The following is a 16,157-nucleotide window of genomic DNA, read 5'->3' as shown; positions in this document are numbered from 1 at the left end:
GCAGTTGGGTCTGGCATGTCCAGCGCTTTCCGGGGCCAGGCGTCCACAACCCGGTGTATTGACGGATTTGCCACTGTTCATGGGCACGGGTGTCTGACATTGTAAAATCAACGAAAAACGGCCGTTGCTGCAGCAAATACCAAAAAACGGTCAGCAAATTCTGATGGCTGGTATGAGCAAACCGAAGCAGAAAGACCACAGCGGCCCGGGAAGAGATCTCTCTGAGATCTTTGGCACTGTCGATTTCCCCCTCAAGCGTCATGTCAGCCCTCATGGTCGGCTGACAGCTGTTTCCATGATGAAGGATGAGGGACCTTATCTATTGGAGTGGGTCGCGCATCACCTGAGCCTCGGGTTTACCGATCTTGTCGTTTACACCAACGATTGTTCGGATGGCACCGACGACATGCTGATCCGTCTGGAGGAACTCGGACTTGCGCATCATCGCCGCAATGACATTCCTGACGGGGTCAAACCGCAACCCTCAGCGCTGAAATACGCACAGGAAGAGCCGATCGTGCGCAACAGCGATTGGGTTCTGGTGTTCGACGCGGACGAATTCCTGTGCATCAAATACGGCAATCGAACGCTGGATGACATGATCGGTGCCGCGCAGGAGGTGGGCGCGAACGGGATTGTCATCACCTGGCGCATATTTGGATCGAGCGGGGTGCAGCACTGGTCCCGCGCGCCGGTGACGGAGCAGTATCTGAGCGCCGCGCCCCCGCTTTGGAACAAGGGCTGGGGTGTCAAAACGCTTTTCAAATTCGACCCGGAATACTGGCGGCTGGGCATCCATCGCCCCAAGATAAAGAACAAACATCTGGAAAGTGAGTTTCCGCATTCCGTGCGCTGGTTGAACGGCTCCGGGCGCTGGATGGAGGATTACTTCAAATTCCGGGGCTGGCGCTCCATTGTTCGCACCGTGGGATATGACTGGGCGCAAATGAACCACTACGCGATCAAGTCGATGGACAGCTATGCCATCCGTAAACTGCGCGGCAATGTGAACAACAAAAAGGACAAATATAACGCGGATTATTGGTCGCTGCAGGACCGCAATGAAACCGTGGATGAGGCCGCCTTGGACCACAGCGCCCGTCGCCGTGAAATCATGGATCTGCTCCTGACGGACGAGGTTTTGGCAAAGCTGCATCACAAGGCGGTCACGGACATCGAAAACCGTCTTGAAGCCTTCAAGAAGACACCCGCCTATGATCAGCTGGTAAGCAGCCTCAAGGCGGCGTCCGCCGTGCCGATCACGCAGGTGATTGCCAAACCGCCGCAACAGCGCGACACAAAGAAGATCGCGGCACAGATGTCATCGATTGAGCAAAAGCTCGCCCAAGCCCCGAAGGAGAAACGGGAGTACCGGTCGGAACCCTCCATTTCAGCCTCGGCGAACCCTTATGTCACCGGCAACATCGATCTCTCGGATGGCGCGCCAGTGGCCACCTTTGTCAACAACCAGATCAAATTGCCCGCCGACCCGCGCGTGTTTGGCGCCGTGGCTTTGCAAGCCATCATGGACGGCAAATTCGAGCGTAACCATGCGCGGCGTTTGCCGGGCCTGATCAAGCCCAAAGATCGCTATCTGGAGGTTGGCGCGGGCATCGGGTTTCTGGCCGCCCGTCTGTCGTGCCTCTTCCCCGATATGATGATTGTTGCGCAAGAAGAGCGCTATCCCCTTGTCGTAACCGCGGCACGGATCTGGAATGACAATGGTATCGCGCAATCGGCAAAACGGAAGCTTCTAAAGACGCCGCTCTTTCATCCCAACGATGGGCAACATGTTTCATCTGGTTTGACGACCCTGATCACGCAGACCGATTGCACGATCCTCTATATCAACGACCCCAGATTAACCGCCGAGATGATCGACACGGCGCTGCACAGCCAAAGGAACGCCCTGCCGCAACGGATTATCATCGGCGCGCGGGCTTTGGGGGGGCTGTGTGATCAGACAATTTGCGCGGAAAGGCTCATGGCTCGGGGGTTTGTGCCCCTCGAAGAACGGCCGCTCGACGCCGCCCTCACCATGTTTCGACAGGATAAACCGACTTGAAGTCAAACGAAGCTCTCGGACCGACAATTTGGCGCAGAGGCGTCGCCAAATCGCATTTCTGAAACTGGACATCGGTGGCGCAGAGCTTGGCCTTCTGGAACGTGATGCTGCAGCGGGATTACTCGACAAGGTGCGTATGACCGTCGCCGAAACACATGTGATTAAGTGCAGGGACCTACGCGCGATTTTCCACCTTGCGCGCAGTTGTGACCGATGCCTATCCGATCACCAAGTCAGTCTGAACCGGATCTAAAGCACCTCAATCGGTCGAGGCGTCATCCGGCGGCAGGGGCGCAATCGCCAGAAAGTGCAGCATCGCTTCCATCGGGATTTTGATCGCACCCGGACGGATGCCAATCAGATCATCACCAAAACGCGAAACACGCAGACCTGCCTCTTTCATCACGCCGACAATCGCATTCTCATCCCCGACATCCGACCCGTTGCATTCGATGATCATCAGCTTTGGCTTGAGCGCTTTCAGATTGAAACTGTTCAGCACGCGGGTTTCGTGCCCTTCGACATCAATCACGAAGATATCGACCTGACGCAGGCCTTCTTCTTTCAGCACCGTTTGCAGCGTTCTGACCTCGACCTGCGTGCTGGCAATGTCATCCTCGCGCACGGTCACATTCTTGCGTTTCTTGCCCCGCTGTAGGGCCTCCTCCATGCGCCCGCGCTCCAGCGAGGCGCAGCCGCGCAGCCCATGCGGGTACCGGTCCCGCGCCGCCTCGTTGAGATGGAACAGCTCCAGGGAGCCCGGCGCATCGGAAATGGCTAGGTTGCGCAGAACAAGATCGGAGTTGCCGGCATGCAACGCCTGTAGCTCCGCAAAGTAAATCGGGTGCGGCTCGATCAGAAGCCCGGTCCAACCGCCTTTCGCGATAAATGGGTAGACGGGGTCGGCCATCTTGCCGTCATTCGCGCCGACCTGCACCAGCCGGATCGGTTTGCGGCAGGTCTGCGCAAAGCTCTGGAGCAAAAACGTCTTGAGCGGCCCACGCAGCTTGCGGGGTCGCTGTGGGTCGATTGTGACCAGACTGTCGATATCCATTGTGATCCCTGTGGTGCTACGTTGTCGCTTTACTTTGAACCGGCCCGAGCCGCCTTTTGCGCAACAACGAATGTCGAATGCCCGTCCGTGTTGTCAAAGTAAAATCGCTCCTCTGCCGGATCGATCTGGTCTTTGTGCAACCAGGGTCGGTGAATGGCGATGAACCCTTCCTGCCCGATACGGATGGACGGAATTCTCGCCTGTCTGGTGCCATAATCGTTGAACCGGCGGTTATCGGTGGCGCGCGGCACGTATAGGAAAAACGTCGTATCGGTGGTGGCCTTGAAAACCCCGGCCTCAACCGCGTTCTTCCAATACTTGTTTTCCACCTGCTGCACCGTGCGGGTGTTGTAGGTGACCCGGTCAATGTCGATGATCGCCGGATCAATGCTCAGCGCCAGACCCACTTTGACATAGTCATGACGCAAGCCCATCTCAAACATCCGTGTCACCATATCCGGCGCAGGCGGCTCCGGTAACGCGAGGTCGGGATCTGTAAAGATGAACCCACCGTCAGTTGCGGTGTCTTCGGCGGCGACGGCAAGAGACCGGCGCGGGCCAAGGTTGTCATCCAATGCGATCAGTCGCGCCTTGGACTTGAAATCCTCGCTGTCGAAGTATTTCTGAAGATCGGGAAATGTCGATTGATTGTCGAGGACGCGGAGGTTTTCAAACCCATGCTTTGCGAACCAATTCACCGTATCCCGCAAATAGGTCAACTGATTGTAAGAATTCACAAAAACAGGAATACGCCGCCTGATATCGGTTTCGCTTAACCCGTCGATCCAAGGGGGCGCAGGATTGCCACGGTCTTGCCTCTCGGCAGCTTCCGCTCGGGCCGTCGCGATCATGCGTTTGCGGATGCGGCGGGCAAAGGTGTACCCATAGGTGTCCGACATCATATCGCAAGCGCGGCGCGCCAGGGGCCCATCCCCACGGGCCGCCGCCGCGCGCAGGAAAAGCTTCGCCCAAAGCGGGTCCGCACGACGCGCGCGCATTTTTGTCCAGAATGCCGTGTCCAGAGTTCCGGTTTCAGCCAACTGTTTGATCAGCTGTTCCAATGCGCCGCATTTCGCAATCGTGCGGATCAGCGTGTGATCGGCAAAAGGAATGCGCACCTGTTGCAGTGCGGGCGCCTCTAATCGCTGGGCATGCAATGCGTCTTCGCGCACGCGCGGGTCGTAGAAAACATGCCCCCCATCGATGGCACCCACATGTTCTGCCGCATCAAGGTAGGCCGGCGTTTCCCAATCAAACTTTCGGTGGGGCCAGGGGTAGCGCCGCTCAAACGGCGCAATTTTTCTGTTCAGCGTGGATTGCGGGCTGAAGGCCAAAACCCGGGCGCCGGGCACAAGACCGGCAAAACACAGCGCCGCAAACCCGCCCATGGAAGCACCGACAAAAAGGATATTGCGGAATTGGTCAAAAAAGCCGTGTTTTTGCAGTGTTTTGATCTGCTCTGCGGGTTCCGGGGTCCGGTACCAGTCTTTCTGATGGCTTTGCATGCCCAGAATGCTGAAATCGAGCGCTTGGGCGCGATCGGCCAGCCAGGGTTTCCAGGGCCCGTCTGTCGGGCGTTCATCTATCGAGGCAAGATTGTCAAAGGTGACCAACAAGGTATCCGAACGGAGGACCGCTGTGATATCGCAATGCTTCCCTTTGAAAATGAAACGGTCCAGGCTGGCGGCCTCTGAAAGGCTGTTTGGATATTCCGTTTCCATCATAGAAGAAGGCAGCCCAACCTTTGTCATCCGACGCGTCACCAAGGTTTGTTGGTGCCGTAAACTGGTCGCCCAGCCCAACCATGTCAACGATTTACTTTCGTCAAAACGGTCCCTAGAACCATTGTGGAACCTGTGGCGTTGTTGGAGGCGGCAGGCGCAAAACAAGCGATCGAGCAAACGCAATGAGTAACAATCGTTTTGGCGGACTTTCCGACACCTTTGTTACCTTGCAAAACGCGATTGTGTTCCCCCACGCGCAAGACAACACCTGCGGCGTGCTGGACAGCGATGGCGCATTTTGTGACTTCTCTCGCGGTGTGATGGGGCCCCGGCGGGCCGCTCTGGAGCCGCAACCGCTGGACCCCGGCACCGCGCCGGTTCTGGAAGGGTGTTATCTCTATGGCGGGTGGTTGCGCGCGCATTTTGGCCACTTCTTGCTGGAATCCACGACACGTTTCTGGGCGTTGGATGAACTGGCGGACCGCGTTGACGGGATCATCTTTACCCAGTTTCGCAGCGGCGGTGTTCGACAGGCCCGCAAGCGATACGCCCCGTTTTTGAATATCTTGAGCGGCGGCAAACCCCTTCGCATCCTGCGCGATCCGACCCGGGTCGAAAATCTGATCGTTGCGGACCCCGGTTTTGGCCACCATAGCCGGATCACCGGGTCACCCCGGTATCGCCAGTACACGCGCGCGAAGGTCGCACAGGCGGTCAACCCGGAGGGACCAGAACGGCTTTACGTATCCCGCAGCGCGCTTGCGGACAATCGCGGCGGCATTTTCGGGGAAACGGTGATCGAAGAGATCATGCGCGCCAACGGCTATACCATCTTTCACCCGCAGGACCATAGCATCCCGGATCAACTCGCCCGCTATCGCGCCGCCCGTGAGCTGGTTTGCCTGGACGGATCGGCGTTGCATTTGGCCGCCTACGCTTTGCAGCCAGGCGCGCGTGTCGGAATGATCCTGCGCCGTCATTCGGGTTTGCTGGAGGGGCTCGCGAAACAGCTTGACCTCTTTGCCGATGCCAAGGTGCACGTCCTTGATGCTCTGCGCGCCAGTTGGGTCGATGAAAGCGCGAAACGCGTTGATTTCCGATCAATCGGCGAGCTTGATTTTGCAAAGCTGCGCGCCTTGCTGGTCGAGAATGAGTTTATTGCAGATGTGCCGGCCACCGATCCGCTGCAGGAACCCGACATTCAGAACATCCTCCAGAGCATGAACCGGGGAGAGATGCGCCGCGTGCCGGTGGCAACGACGCCTTGATCACAGATCCAGGGTGCGTGTTTCAGGTCGACCAGGTGAAATCTTTCCCGGAAAACGAGTTTGTCGCAGGAGGGTGCGGATCAAAGCTCCCAGTGACTATCTTCCCCCCGCAAAGGTGATCGATCAAGCCGCGGATGCGGGCCGTCAGATGGCGACTTGGGGGATAAACGACATAGAGCCCGATTACCTTGCATTCCTGATCTTGGAACAATACGCGCAAGCGATCCGCTTCCAGGAAGGGTTCGGCGGTGTAGAAGGGCATGCGCCCGATGCCCAGGCCGTTCGCCGTCATCTGTGCAACCGCAAGCGGTGAATTCGCGCGAAAGCTGCCGGAAACCGCATATTTACGCACCTCCCCCTGCACCCGGAATTCCCATTGATCGGGTGTTGCAGAGGTTGTCGGCAGCAGACAGTTATGGGTTGCAAGAGCCGCCGGATCGGTTGGCGTGCCGTGACGCGCCAGGTATTCAGGTGACGCGCAGCAGACAATACGCATGTCGGTCAGTTTGCGGGCGACAAGGCTGGAATCCTTCAGGTCACCAAACCGCACCGCCAGATCGTAGCCCTCTTCGACGATCGACACGTGATGGTCCGAGAGATGTAATTCGATCTGTACCTTGGGATGCGCCGCCTGAAATGGGTGTAGTGCTCTGACCAGGTGATTGCCGCCGTATCCCGTCGGCGCGGTGATGCGGATGGGTCCTGCCAACTCCGACTGCCGCGCCTGCACCAATCCTTCCAGTTCATCAAACTGGTCCAGCATCGGCAGGCAGCGGTCATAGTAGGCCTGCCCGGTTTCGGTCAGCGTCACGCTGCGGGTGGTCCGATGAAAGAGCTGCGCATCCAGACGCTCTTCCAGCTGGCGAATATACTTGCTGGCAAGCTTCGTGCTGATGCCCTGACGGCGGGCGCCGTTGGTGAACGAGCTTTCGCCCGCAACCGCAACAAAGGTTCGCATCCCTTCGATCGTGTCCATAGTCCACCTCCCATAATCGCCGCCACGTTCATAGTGATTGAATAAGCGATAATATTATCGCCGGCCAGTGGATGCGCTACATCCTCCGCAGCCGTCACATTCTGCACCACCTGAAAAGGACCTACGACATGTCAGACCCCATTCGCATTCACAGCTTTCCCATTTCCGGTCACGCCCACCGCGTCGTCCTTTTCGCCAATCTTGCCGGGATCGATCACGAGGTCATCACGGTTGACCTGCCAAACGGCGCGCATAAAACCCCCGCGTTTCTGGCGCTCAACCCCAATGGTCAGGTGCCGGTCATCGAAGACGGCGAAACGGTGATCAGCGATTCAAATGCCATTCTGGTCTATCTCGCCCGCAAATACGCCCCCGCATACATTCCAACCGATCCGGTTGGCGAAGCGGAGGTGCAAAAATTCCTGACCCTTGCCGCGGGAGAGCTTGCCTTTGGTCCTGGGGCGGCGCGTTTGATCAATGTGTTCAATGCGCCATTTGATATGGAGTTCTGTCAGGCAACCGCCGCCAGGGTTCTGAGCAGACTGGACGCGCATCTTGACGGGCGGGATTTCCTTGTCGGGGACAAGCCCACCATCGCAGATGTCGCGATATACAGCTACACGGCGCACGCCCCGGAGGGAGATGTCTCGCTGGAACCCTATCCGAATGTGCGCCGGCTTCTTGCCAACATCGAAGCCCTGGACGGTTTTGTCCCAATGCCTGTCACCAAGGCCGGGCTTTCCGCCTGAGGCTGCCCAACCGATTTTCCCGACCGCATCGGGTGATGTGGTCGGATCATCCCGCGAAAACCCGAGGTTCATCATGAGCGACCTGCCCCAAGATACGCCTGCCAAAGACCCGTTTCACGTGGGAGAGCAGGCATTGCAAGCTAGGGCTGGCAAGCGCGACCGCATGCGAGAAATCGGTCGTCGCGTCATCCGACCCTTCATGCCGGACCAGCATCGGGAATTCTTTGGTCAGCTACCGTTTGTCGTTCTGGGCAGCGTCGACGCGGATGGCTGGCCTTGGGCCTCGATCATTGCGGGGCAGATCGGTTTTCTCTCTTCGCCCGATCCCAAACAATTAGACATCAACGCGATGCCACTTGCGGATGACCCCCTGGGCAAAGCGCTGAGCATCGGCACGCCCATTGGCCTTTTGGGCATTGAAATGTCGACACGACGGCGCAATCGCATGAATGCGCAGGTCACACGCACCGGTACCGGTGGGTTTTCTCTGGGCGTTGATCAGTCATTTGGCAATTGCCCGAAATACATCCAAACCCGCGAAATCGAATATGTCCGCGACCCGGGCGCAAAAGGGGCGCACCCAGCGACCCAATCTTTCGAACATCTCGATCATGCCGCGCAATCAACCATTGAAAACGCCGATGTGTTCTTTGTCGCCAGCAGCGCGCAGCCTGCCGAAGACCCGATAGCGGGCGGCGTTGATGTTTCTCATCGCGGCGGCGAGGCTGGCTTCGTCAGGGTTGAGGGCGATACGCTGACGATCCCCGATTACGCTGGTAATTTCTTTTTCAACACATTGGGAAATTTTCTCCTGAACCCCAAAGCCGGGCTCATTTTTCCGGATTTTGAAACCGGGGATGTCTTGATGCTGACCGGCACGGTAGACCTGCTTTGGGAAGATGACCCAAGGGTGCTGGCGCTTCAGAACGCTGAGCGCGCCTGGCAATTTACGCTGGACCACGGCCTGCGCATTCCGAATGCATTGCCTTTTCGCAGCCGTTCAACGCGCGACATCTAGGCCGACGCTGACTGCTTTGTCTCAATGCAATAGCTAAGACACTGGTTTCCCCTGCCCGCATCAATCCCTCCACACCAGAAATTCGATTGCAGCCGAGAGCGGTTCTAAAGCTGAGTATTCGGCTGAAATCCTGCGGCGCTTGACCCAAAACTTCACCCACAGTTTGCGTCCCGCATGCAGCAAAACCTCCGGATTTGTCCTTACCGACCGATCCGGACGCCAGCGGCGCGTGGTCAGGGCAAACAACACCCACCGAAAAGGAAACGTTTCAACACCCAAACCCCAAGGACCACGACATGTCTATCTTCGACCCTTCCGCCCTGCAGAACGCCCCGCGCGCAGTGATTGACACTTTCTATGATGACAGCCCTGCCCCGGCGGTTCTGATGGAGATTTCCCGCGATGGGCTGTCTGTCGCGCAGGCGCGCGGTACCGCCGATGCCGCGACAGGCGAACCCGCCACCATCAACAACCAGTTCCAGGTCGGCTCGCAAACCAAGATGATGACAAGCGTTGTCGTTCTGAACCTTGTTGCGGAGGGTAAAATCGACTTTGATGCACCTCTGAGCGCTCAGATGGATATTTCCGATCTGGAGGGCATCGCCAATATCGAAACCGTGACGGTGCGCGAACTTCTGGCCAATCGCTCCGGCATTTCGGATTTTGATACCGTTCCCGGAGAGGGCGGATTACCGGTTTTCATCGAACAGCTTGCGGCCAATCCGACGGAACCGATGGGACCCGACGCCCTGCTGGCAATTGCCGCAGATCAGCCGGCCTCCTTTGCCCCAGGCGAGGGCTACGAATACTCCAACACGAATTTTCTGCTGCTTCAAAAACTTGTGGAACAGGTTACCGAGCAGGATTTCGGCACGCTGCTGCACAACCAAATCTTCGACCCCTCCGGCATGAACGACAGCAGTTTCGGGCCGCATAGCGGGTCTGACAGCATGCTGCATTCCTACGCGGATCTGGGACAGGGGCAGACCATCGAGGTCACCGACGCCCCGCTCGACTACGGCGCGGCGGGCGGTGTTGTCTCGACCACCAGCGACATGATCCGCTTCATGGATGCGCTGCTGCTGTCCAAAACCCTGTTGCCCCCTGAGCAATTGGCAGAGATGCTGGATTTTCGCGCGCCCGATGGCACGCCAAGTCTGAACGGGGAAAGCTTCGGCCTGTCATCCGGTATCGTCTTTGGGCAACAGCTGGTCGGTTTTCAGGGCGGCACATTGGGCACCAACACGGCGACATTCGTGCATGTCGACAGCGGCACAATCGTATCGGTGGCGGCGTCGCATTCCGGCGCGGAACCGGTTGATCTCTTTGTCTCCGCCTTCGCCGCGATCTTCAACGACACGCATTGGGCCAGCTTTGATCCCGATGACAGCAGTTTCGAGATTGCAGGGTCAGCCGCGGACGTGGTCTTGAGCGAAGGGCTGGATGTCACCGGTCAGGCGGAGGCGGTCCTCACTCTGGATGGCGCAAGCCTGACCTTCGAAGGTGCGCTTGCGGATCTGGACACCAACATGTTCAGCTTTCAGGACGGCTCGATGCTTTGGATCGGCGCAGGTGGCCGGGACCACTTTGATGTGCTGCGCCATGCCAGAGATGCCGCAGATGCGGACAACCAGCTCCTCGGACTTGACGGCAATGATCATCTGCGCGGTGGCTTCGGTGACGACAAGATCGATGGCGGGGCTGGCCGCGATCACCTCTTTGGCAGATCGGGCGATGACATGCTGAACGGCGGCGCGGACAATGATGTGCTGCGCGGCGGATATGGGGAGGACACCCTGCACGGCGGCGCGGGGCGCGATTATCTTTCCGGTGGAGATGGTGATGATGTTTTGACCGGCGGTGCCGATCAGGACCTTCTGCACGGAGGACGCGGCGATGACACGCTGGATGGTGGGCGTGGAAACGACCGCATGTGGGGTGGTCAGGGCGCGGATGTTTTTGTATTCCAGAACGACTCCGGGCAAGACCGGATCTATCGTTTCAATGCAACTCAGGACCTTCTGGATTTTTCGGCAACAGGTCTCAGCTTTGAGGATCTCCAGATCGAAAGCCGCTCGCACGGGCATGTCCAGATCTCATATGGCGAGAATGAAATTGATCTGTTCGGTGTGTCGCAGATTGAGCTAATAGAAGACGCCTTCATCTTTTGATGGAGGCCTTGAGGCGCCGGTGACAATGGGGTTTTGGGGGTTTTGAACCTCCAAAACTCAGGGTTTGATCGCAAAGGGTTTGACATGGATTATACGTCTGGCACATCCGATATCGAACACTGGCGCCTGGCGCTGGCGGTCGGGTTGCTGATGATGTCGGCCTTTTGTGCGCATCTGCTGCTGTTGCCGGGCCCCCACCGGCGCGCCCGGTTACCGCTTGGGTTGTTCTTTCTGTCCAATGCCTTGCGTCTACTCGCGCTGCCGGTGGAGCACCTCACGCTCAGCAACCCCGCGTCTTTGCTGCACATTACTTTCGATCTGGCTGAAGTTCCGCTGAGCACCGTTCAACCCTTCCTGCTCTGGCTCTACGTGCGGCGCCTTACCGAAGACCCCACAAGGCCCCATGATCCGGTCAAACGCGGTTGGCACCTGCCCCCGATCATCTTTGCAGTTTTCGTTTACCTCTTCGTGCTGACACAACAGGCCGCCCTTGGCGCACCATCTCTCGACGCCTACGCGCTCGCATTGCAGGGAACAACTGTTGCACTCCTCTGGTGCGTGACACTGGTTTTCTACGCGCTTGTTCCAATTTACGCGGTGCTGACGGTCCGGCTTCTGCTATCCTACAAAACCCGATTGAAAGACCTCTACGCCAGCACTGAGGGTCGGGAATTGCGGTGGATCTGGTGTCTGACCGCGGCGGTTGCATTTTTCTGGGCCTTCAACCTTGCCAGCATTCTGGCCGAAGCCTCCGGTGAATTTGACTGGACCACCACGGCGGCGGGCTCGTTTTATATCGGCGCTTTCGCCCAGATTGCGCTTTTGTGGATCATCGCGGTCTGGGGCATACGTCAAAAACCGGGCATGTCGCCGCCACGCGGACCAGTTACCGAAGACACCGAACCCGTTCAGGACTTCAAAAAATACGACCGTTCCGGACTGGATCACGCGCGGCTTGCGCGGATCGCGGCCAAGATCGAACAGACCATGGTAAGGGACAAGCTCTACCAAAACCCCGATCTTTCGTTATGGGATCTGTCCGAAAAAATCGGGGCAAAGCGACATTACGTTTCTCAGGCTTTGAACGACAAGATTGGCCATAGCTTTTTCGACTATGTGAATGCGCTCCGGATTGACGACGCCAAAAGACAGCTCCTTTCGACCGAAAGTTCCATACTCGCGATCACCTATGATGTCGGCTTCAACTCCCGGTCGGTTTTCTATCGTGCTTTCAAACAAGAGGTTGGCATGACACCTTCGCAATTCCGGCAGGGCGCGTCAGTTGAAAACACGGCCAAACCGATCTGCAACACCTAAGCGGCACCGCCTCGGTGGCAGTTTTCAGCGATTCAAGGGCGTATTTATTGACCGTTGGGGGACAATTGCGTTGCTTTGTCGGAAAAATCTATTCTTACTGCCCCCCTCAGATGGGTCGCATGGGCGGCTGAAAAGATACGTGAACCGGACCGACATATGGCGCTTGCGCCGGACGCACCGCACAAAACTTGAAAGGAAAGATCTATGACAACCCCTTCCTCCATCCGCCGTACAACAGGTCAGGGCAAGTTATACTCTTCGGTGCTCGATACCGTCGGCAACACGCCCACGATCCGGATCAACAACCTCGCCCCAGCGGGCGTTGAGCTCTATGTCAAGGCAGAGTTTTTCAACCCTGCGGCCTCTGTCAAGGATCGGCTGGCGCTGAACATCATCGAAGCGGCCGAGCGGGCCGGCACCCTCAAGCCTGGACAGACCGTGGTTGAGGCGACCTCCGGCAACACCGGCATCGGTCTCGCAATGGTCTGCGCCCAGAAAGGCTACCCTTTGGTTGTGACAATGGCCGACAGCTTTTCGGTTGAGCGGCGCAAGCTGATGCGGATGCTGGGCGCAAAGGTGGTGCTGACACCACGCGCGGAAAAGGGGTTTGGCATGTACCGCAAGGCCGTCGAACTGGCCGAGGCCAATGGTTGGTTTCTGGCCTGCCAGTTTGAAACATCGGCGAATGCGGACATGCATGAGGCGACCACCGCCCAGGAAATCCTCGGCGATTTCGAGGGAAAACGGCTCGACTACATCGTGACCGGTTATGGCACCGGCGGCACGGTCACCGGGCTGGCGCGGGTGCTGCGCAAGGAGCGTCCCGAGACCAAGATCATCCTGACCGAACCGGCCAATGCGCAGCTTGTCGGCAGCGGCATTGTGCAAGAGCGGGGCGAGAATGGTGCGCCTGCGGTCAGCCACTCGGCGTTTGAGCCTCATCCGATACAAGGCTGGACGCCGGATTTCATTCCGGCGGTGTTGCAGGAAGGGCTGGACAAAGACTGCTATGATCAGCTGCTGCCGGTTGCCGGTCCCGACGGCATTGCATGGGCGCAGAAACTGGCCAGTCAGGAAGGTATTCTGACCGGCATCTCCGGCGGGTCAACCTTTGCGGTCTCGCAGGAAATCGCAAAAACCGCGCCGGAGGGTGCAGTGATCTTATGTATGCTGCCCGACACTGGCGAACGCTATCTGTCGACGCCGATGTTTGAAGGCATTGCGGAAGACATGGACGACGACGAAACGGCGATATCCAAGTCAACGCCCGGCTATCAGATGGGCTAAGGCAAATGCACGGCAGCTGAGCCTGAGGCGCTGCGGGGTGACAGGGCGGCTCAAGAGATCGTGGTGACTATGCGAAGGTTGTCATCACCAAGTGACAATGGTCTGGATTTGACCTCAACGGGCGTGCAATTTCCACGCCCGTTGAGCGCATAACCTACAAGGGCGCCGCTGCATCGCATGAAACCCTTATGCGTCTCCTTTCGGATCTTGTCGCGACAAGTCAGGTTCGACGTTTCAAACCCGCCAATCCAAACAATCCCACAAGCAAAAGCGGCAGCCCTGCCGGCAGGGGAACCGATGCCAACTCACTTCCGTAGCCATCAATCGCAAGACGCAGATAATCGGGATTGTCAGTGATGAAACCATCCAGCCCCCAATCCAGAAACGGCTTGGCAAGATCGAACGCATCCTCCAGATCTTCGGGCCGGAAGGTCCAACCGTAGACGCTGAGCCCTTCGCCATGGGCCGCCGCGATCAGCTCTTCCGTGATGGTACCAAACCCAAGTGCAACAGTATCCGTATAGGACGAAAGCTCTGACAAGGTGCCAAAAGCACCACCGAAGCTCAAAACGCCCAGGGTGCCATCATCCAGCGGCCAGCCAATGCCAAGCTGTGCCACCCCCATCTCGACACCCGCCGCCTCAAGCAGGTCCGCATAGTCGCCGACATTGTCAAAATCGAACGATTGAACAACGGATTTTCCCGGGGTGTCGTATCCCTTTTCGATCAGCGTCTGGATCACCGCGCGGCTGGTCTCGATATTGTCGCTGTATTTGCCTTCGGTCAGCATGCCAACACTTGTGCCATTCGCGTCGTTATAGGCGGTGAGCGCATCCAGCATGTCGGCAAATGTCGGTATCCGGTAGGGATCATCGCCGGATGGGGTAAATCCAGGATAGGTTTCGTCCCCCGTCCCGGTTGGTTTGACGGTCAGCACCTTCAACTCGTCATAGGTGAAGTCGCTCACGGCATACCCCCCGTTGCGCGGTGCATAAAACGCCGCCACATCGGTCGTCCGCTCCAGCGTGGTGTCGTGCATGGCGATGAGCAGGTTGTCTTTGGTCATCATCACATCGGTCTCGATGAAATCGGAGCCCATTTCCGCCGCAAGCTCATTGCCGCCAATGCTGTTTTCCGGCAGGTAAGCCGGTGCGCCACGATGGCCGATCACCAGCGGTGCGTCACCCTTCAGCGTGTTATAGGGCGAGCTGAGCGTCGCGGCCTGGGCCGGTATCGCCATCAGGCTGGCAATGCACAAAACGGTGGCGGATAGGTAGTTGGGTCTTGTCATAGTGTCCTCACTCCATCGGAAACAGTGGTCAATTCCGCCCGACCGTAGACAGGGTAGATGTCGGTCCGGTCGCAATAAGATGACGTCTTCATGAAGCCTTTTGGCCGTGGTCATCGCCCCGCTATCTTTCGGCCAGTTGGGCACCTATGCTTGTCGCAAGATGACACATCAAAAGCCCGTCATTCCGGACCAGACCATCGCGAACTGGCAGAGGATCGTTAACCTCATCGCCAAGCTGGCCGACGTACCGGCCAGCCTCGTGATGCGCACGGATGCGCCGCATCATTCCGTATTTGTCAGCAATCACGGTCAGGACCACCCCTATCAGGTCGGCCTGCGCTTTACGCTGAACGAAAAGCTTTACTGCTACGGCGTGCTGAAGGAGGGCGAGTTGCTGGTCGAGGATGCGACCTGTGATCCCGACTGGTCGGACAATGACGATCTAGAACACGGGATGCGCTTTTACGCAGGCTTTCCGCTGCATTGGCCAGACGGTGCCGTTTTTGGGACAATCTGCGTGCTGGACACGCGCCGAAATACCGCTGCGCTGCAGTTTTATGAAGGGCTCCGGGAATTTTCCCGCGTCATAGAGGCGGACCTGAAACTACTGACCGAAATCGAACAGCGCACCCAATTGGAAGCCGAGTTGCAAGCAACGTTGGATCAGCTCGAAGCCCGTGTGAGCGCGCGCACCTCCGAGCTGGAGGAGGCCAATACCGCCCTGCGCGTTCTGCTGTCGAATATCGAGCAGTCCCGAGAAGACTATGGCGCGCAGATTTTACGCCAGATCAAAGGTCTGGTCATTCCGAATGTGGCGAAGCTGCGTGGCCGGGTGGAAGCGGATGCGGCCGCGCGCGCGTATCTCGAAATGATCGAGGATAATCTGAAGTCGATCACCTCCTCCATGTCTGGCCAGTTGACCTCCGTGCTCGAAGGTCTGACGCCCTCGGAACAAGACATCGCCCAGATGATCATCCGAGGACAGACCACCAAAGATATCGCCCGCACCCTGTCCCGCGAACCAAGCACGATCGAGTACCACCGCAACAACATCCGCAAAAAGCTTGGCCTGCGCAAAAGCGGTCGAAACCTACGCAGCGCCTTGCGGTCCATTCAATAACCATGGGGGTCATCCCCATAGTTTCCCCATGTTTTTTCAATAGCTGATGCACGACACCAGATTGGTAGCGTTCTGGCACCGGGCGACGCTCGGAACGATAACAGGACAGGGAAAAAC

General features: G+C 57.8%; 12 protein-coding genes. 8 read left to right on the top strand and 4 right to left on the bottom strand.

The features are described from left to right. The first annotated feature begins 172 nt into the window (after positions 1-172). Complete coding sequence (locus Q1A20_RS10400; RefSeq protein WP_299916901.1) at positions 173-2,065, top strand: glycosyltransferase family 2 protein; 1,893 nt, start codon at positions 173-175, stop codon at positions 2,063-2,065. 259 nt (positions 2,066-2,324) lie between these two features. Here the strand turns inward: Q1A20_RS10400 and Q1A20_RS10395 are convergent, their stop codons facing one another. Both Q1A20_RS10395 and Q1A20_RS10390 read right to left on the bottom strand, forming a co-directional pair. Then, positions 2,325-3,119 (bottom strand): FkbM family methyltransferase, encoded by a 795-nt coding sequence (locus tag Q1A20_RS10395; protein WP_299916900.1) that lies wholly within the window; start codon positions 3,117-3,119, stop codon positions 2,325-2,327. Between the two features lie 29 nt (positions 3,120-3,148). Then, positions 3,149-4,870, bottom strand: coding sequence for a hypothetical protein (locus Q1A20_RS10390; RefSeq protein WP_299916899.1), 1,722 nt, complete (start codon positions 4,868-4,870; stop codon positions 3,149-3,151). 155 nt (positions 4,871-5,025) lie between these two features. Between Q1A20_RS10390 and Q1A20_RS10385 the strand changes: the two genes are divergently transcribed. Then, positions 5,026-6,111 carry a glycosyltransferase family 61 protein gene (locus Q1A20_RS10385; protein WP_299916898.1) on the top strand — a complete coding sequence of 362 codons (1,086 nt, stop codon included), beginning with the start codon at positions 5,026-5,028 and terminating at the stop codon, positions 6,109-6,111. Between the two features lie 22 nt (positions 6,112-6,133). On the opposite strand, the gene Q1A20_RS10380 is transcribed toward Q1A20_RS10385, so the two are convergent. Next, a complete protein-coding gene (locus Q1A20_RS10380) occupies positions 6,134-7,087 on the bottom strand; it encodes a LysR family transcriptional regulator (RefSeq protein ID WP_299916897.1) in 954 nt (317 codons plus the stop codon). A gap of 128 nt (positions 7,088-7,215) precedes the next feature. On the opposite strand from Q1A20_RS10380, the gene Q1A20_RS10375 reads away from it, so the two are divergent. The 5 genes from Q1A20_RS10375 to Q1A20_RS10355 all read left to right on the top strand — a co-directional run bounded on the left by Q1A20_RS10375 (position 7,216) and on the right by Q1A20_RS10355 (position 13,629). Beyond that, positions 7,216-7,836: a glutathione S-transferase family protein gene (locus Q1A20_RS10375; RefSeq protein ID WP_299407279.1), complete on the top strand. Its 621-nt coding sequence runs from the start codon at positions 7,216-7,218 to the stop codon at positions 7,834-7,836. A 73-nt stretch (positions 7,837-7,909) separates the two neighbouring features. Continuing rightward, positions 7,910-8,854, top strand: coding sequence for a pyridoxamine 5'-phosphate oxidase family protein (locus Q1A20_RS10370; RefSeq protein ID WP_299916896.1), 945 nt, complete (start codon positions 7,910-7,912; stop codon positions 8,852-8,854). 296 nt (positions 8,855-9,150) lie between these two features. Further along, entirely contained in the window at positions 9,151-11,025 is a 1,875-nt protein-coding gene (locus Q1A20_RS10365; RefSeq protein ID WP_299916895.1) for a serine hydrolase, read from the top strand. Between the two features lie 84 nt (positions 11,026-11,109). Beyond that, entirely contained in the window at positions 11,110-12,342 is a 1,233-nt protein-coding gene (locus Q1A20_RS10360) for an AraC family transcriptional regulator (protein WP_299916894.1), read from the top strand. A 204-nt stretch (positions 12,343-12,546) separates the two neighbouring features. Next, the gene (locus Q1A20_RS10355; RefSeq protein ID WP_299407269.1) at positions 12,547-13,629 is read left to right on the top strand and encodes a PLP-dependent cysteine synthase family protein; all 1,083 of its coding nucleotides are present in this window, start codon (positions 12,547-12,549) and stop codon (positions 13,627-13,629) included. A 220-nt stretch (positions 13,630-13,849) separates the two neighbouring features. Here Q1A20_RS10355 and Q1A20_RS10350 read toward each other — a convergent pair whose 3' ends face one another. Then, the gene (locus tag Q1A20_RS10350; RefSeq protein ID WP_299916893.1) at positions 13,850-14,920 is read right to left on the bottom strand and encodes a glycerophosphodiester phosphodiesterase family protein; all 1,071 of its coding nucleotides are present in this window, start codon (positions 14,918-14,920) and stop codon (positions 13,850-13,852) included. Between the two features lie 160 nt (positions 14,921-15,080). Here Q1A20_RS10350 and Q1A20_RS10345 point away from each other — a divergent pair, with 160 nt between their 5' ends. After that, positions 15,081-16,040, top strand: coding sequence for a LuxR C-terminal-related transcriptional regulator (locus Q1A20_RS10345; protein ID WP_299407263.1), 960 nt, complete (start codon positions 15,081-15,083; stop codon positions 16,038-16,040). Positions 16,041-16,157 lie beyond the last annotated feature (117 nt).

This window comes from uncultured Roseobacter sp. (assembly GCF_947501835.1).
GTDB lineage: Bacteria > Pseudomonadota > Alphaproteobacteria > Rhodobacterales > Rhodobacteraceae > Roseobacter.
The sequence above is the reverse complement of the archived record's forward strand: the minus strand, read 5'-3'. Positions and strand labels throughout refer to the sequence as shown.

What these genes read in the sequence shown, in the direction of transcription:
- Q1A20_RS10400 (WP_299916901.1), top strand. Translation starts at nt 173, where the DNA reads ATGAGCAAACCGAAGCAGAAAGACCACAGCGGCCCGGGAAGAGATCTC.
- Q1A20_RS10395 (WP_299916900.1), bottom strand. Translation starts at nt 3,119, where the DNA reads ATGGATATCGACAGTCTGGTCACAATCGACCCACAGCGACCCCGCAAG.
- Q1A20_RS10390 (WP_299916899.1), bottom strand. Translation starts at nt 4,870, where the DNA reads ATGACAAAGGTTGGGCTGCCTTCTTCTATGATGGAAACGGAATATCCA.
- Q1A20_RS10385 (WP_299916898.1), top strand. Translation starts at nt 5,026, where the DNA reads ATGAGTAACAATCGTTTTGGCGGACTTTCCGACACCTTTGTTACCTTG.
- Q1A20_RS10380 (WP_299916897.1), bottom strand. Translation starts at nt 7,087, where the DNA reads ATGGACACGATCGAAGGGATGCGAACCTTTGTTGCGGTTGCGGGCGAA.
- Q1A20_RS10375 (WP_299407279.1), top strand. Translation starts at nt 7,216, where the DNA reads ATGTCAGACCCCATTCGCATTCACAGCTTTCCCATTTCCGGTCACGCC.
- Q1A20_RS10370 (WP_299916896.1), top strand. Translation starts at nt 7,910, where the DNA reads ATGAGCGACCTGCCCCAAGATACGCCTGCCAAAGACCCGTTTCACGTG.
- Q1A20_RS10365 (WP_299916895.1), top strand. Translation starts at nt 9,151, where the DNA reads ATGTCTATCTTCGACCCTTCCGCCCTGCAGAACGCCCCGCGCGCAGTG.
- Q1A20_RS10360 (WP_299916894.1), top strand. Translation starts at nt 11,110, where the DNA reads ATGGATTATACGTCTGGCACATCCGATATCGAACACTGGCGCCTGGCG.
- Q1A20_RS10355 (WP_299407269.1), top strand. Translation starts at nt 12,547, where the DNA reads ATGACAACCCCTTCCTCCATCCGCCGTACAACAGGTCAGGGCAAGTTA.
- Q1A20_RS10350 (WP_299916893.1), bottom strand. Translation starts at nt 14,920, where the DNA reads ATGACAAGACCCAACTACCTATCCGCCACCGTTTTGTGCATTGCCAGC.
- Q1A20_RS10345 (WP_299407263.1), top strand. Translation starts at nt 15,081, where the DNA reads ATGACACATCAAAAGCCCGTCATTCCGGACCAGACCATCGCGAACTGG.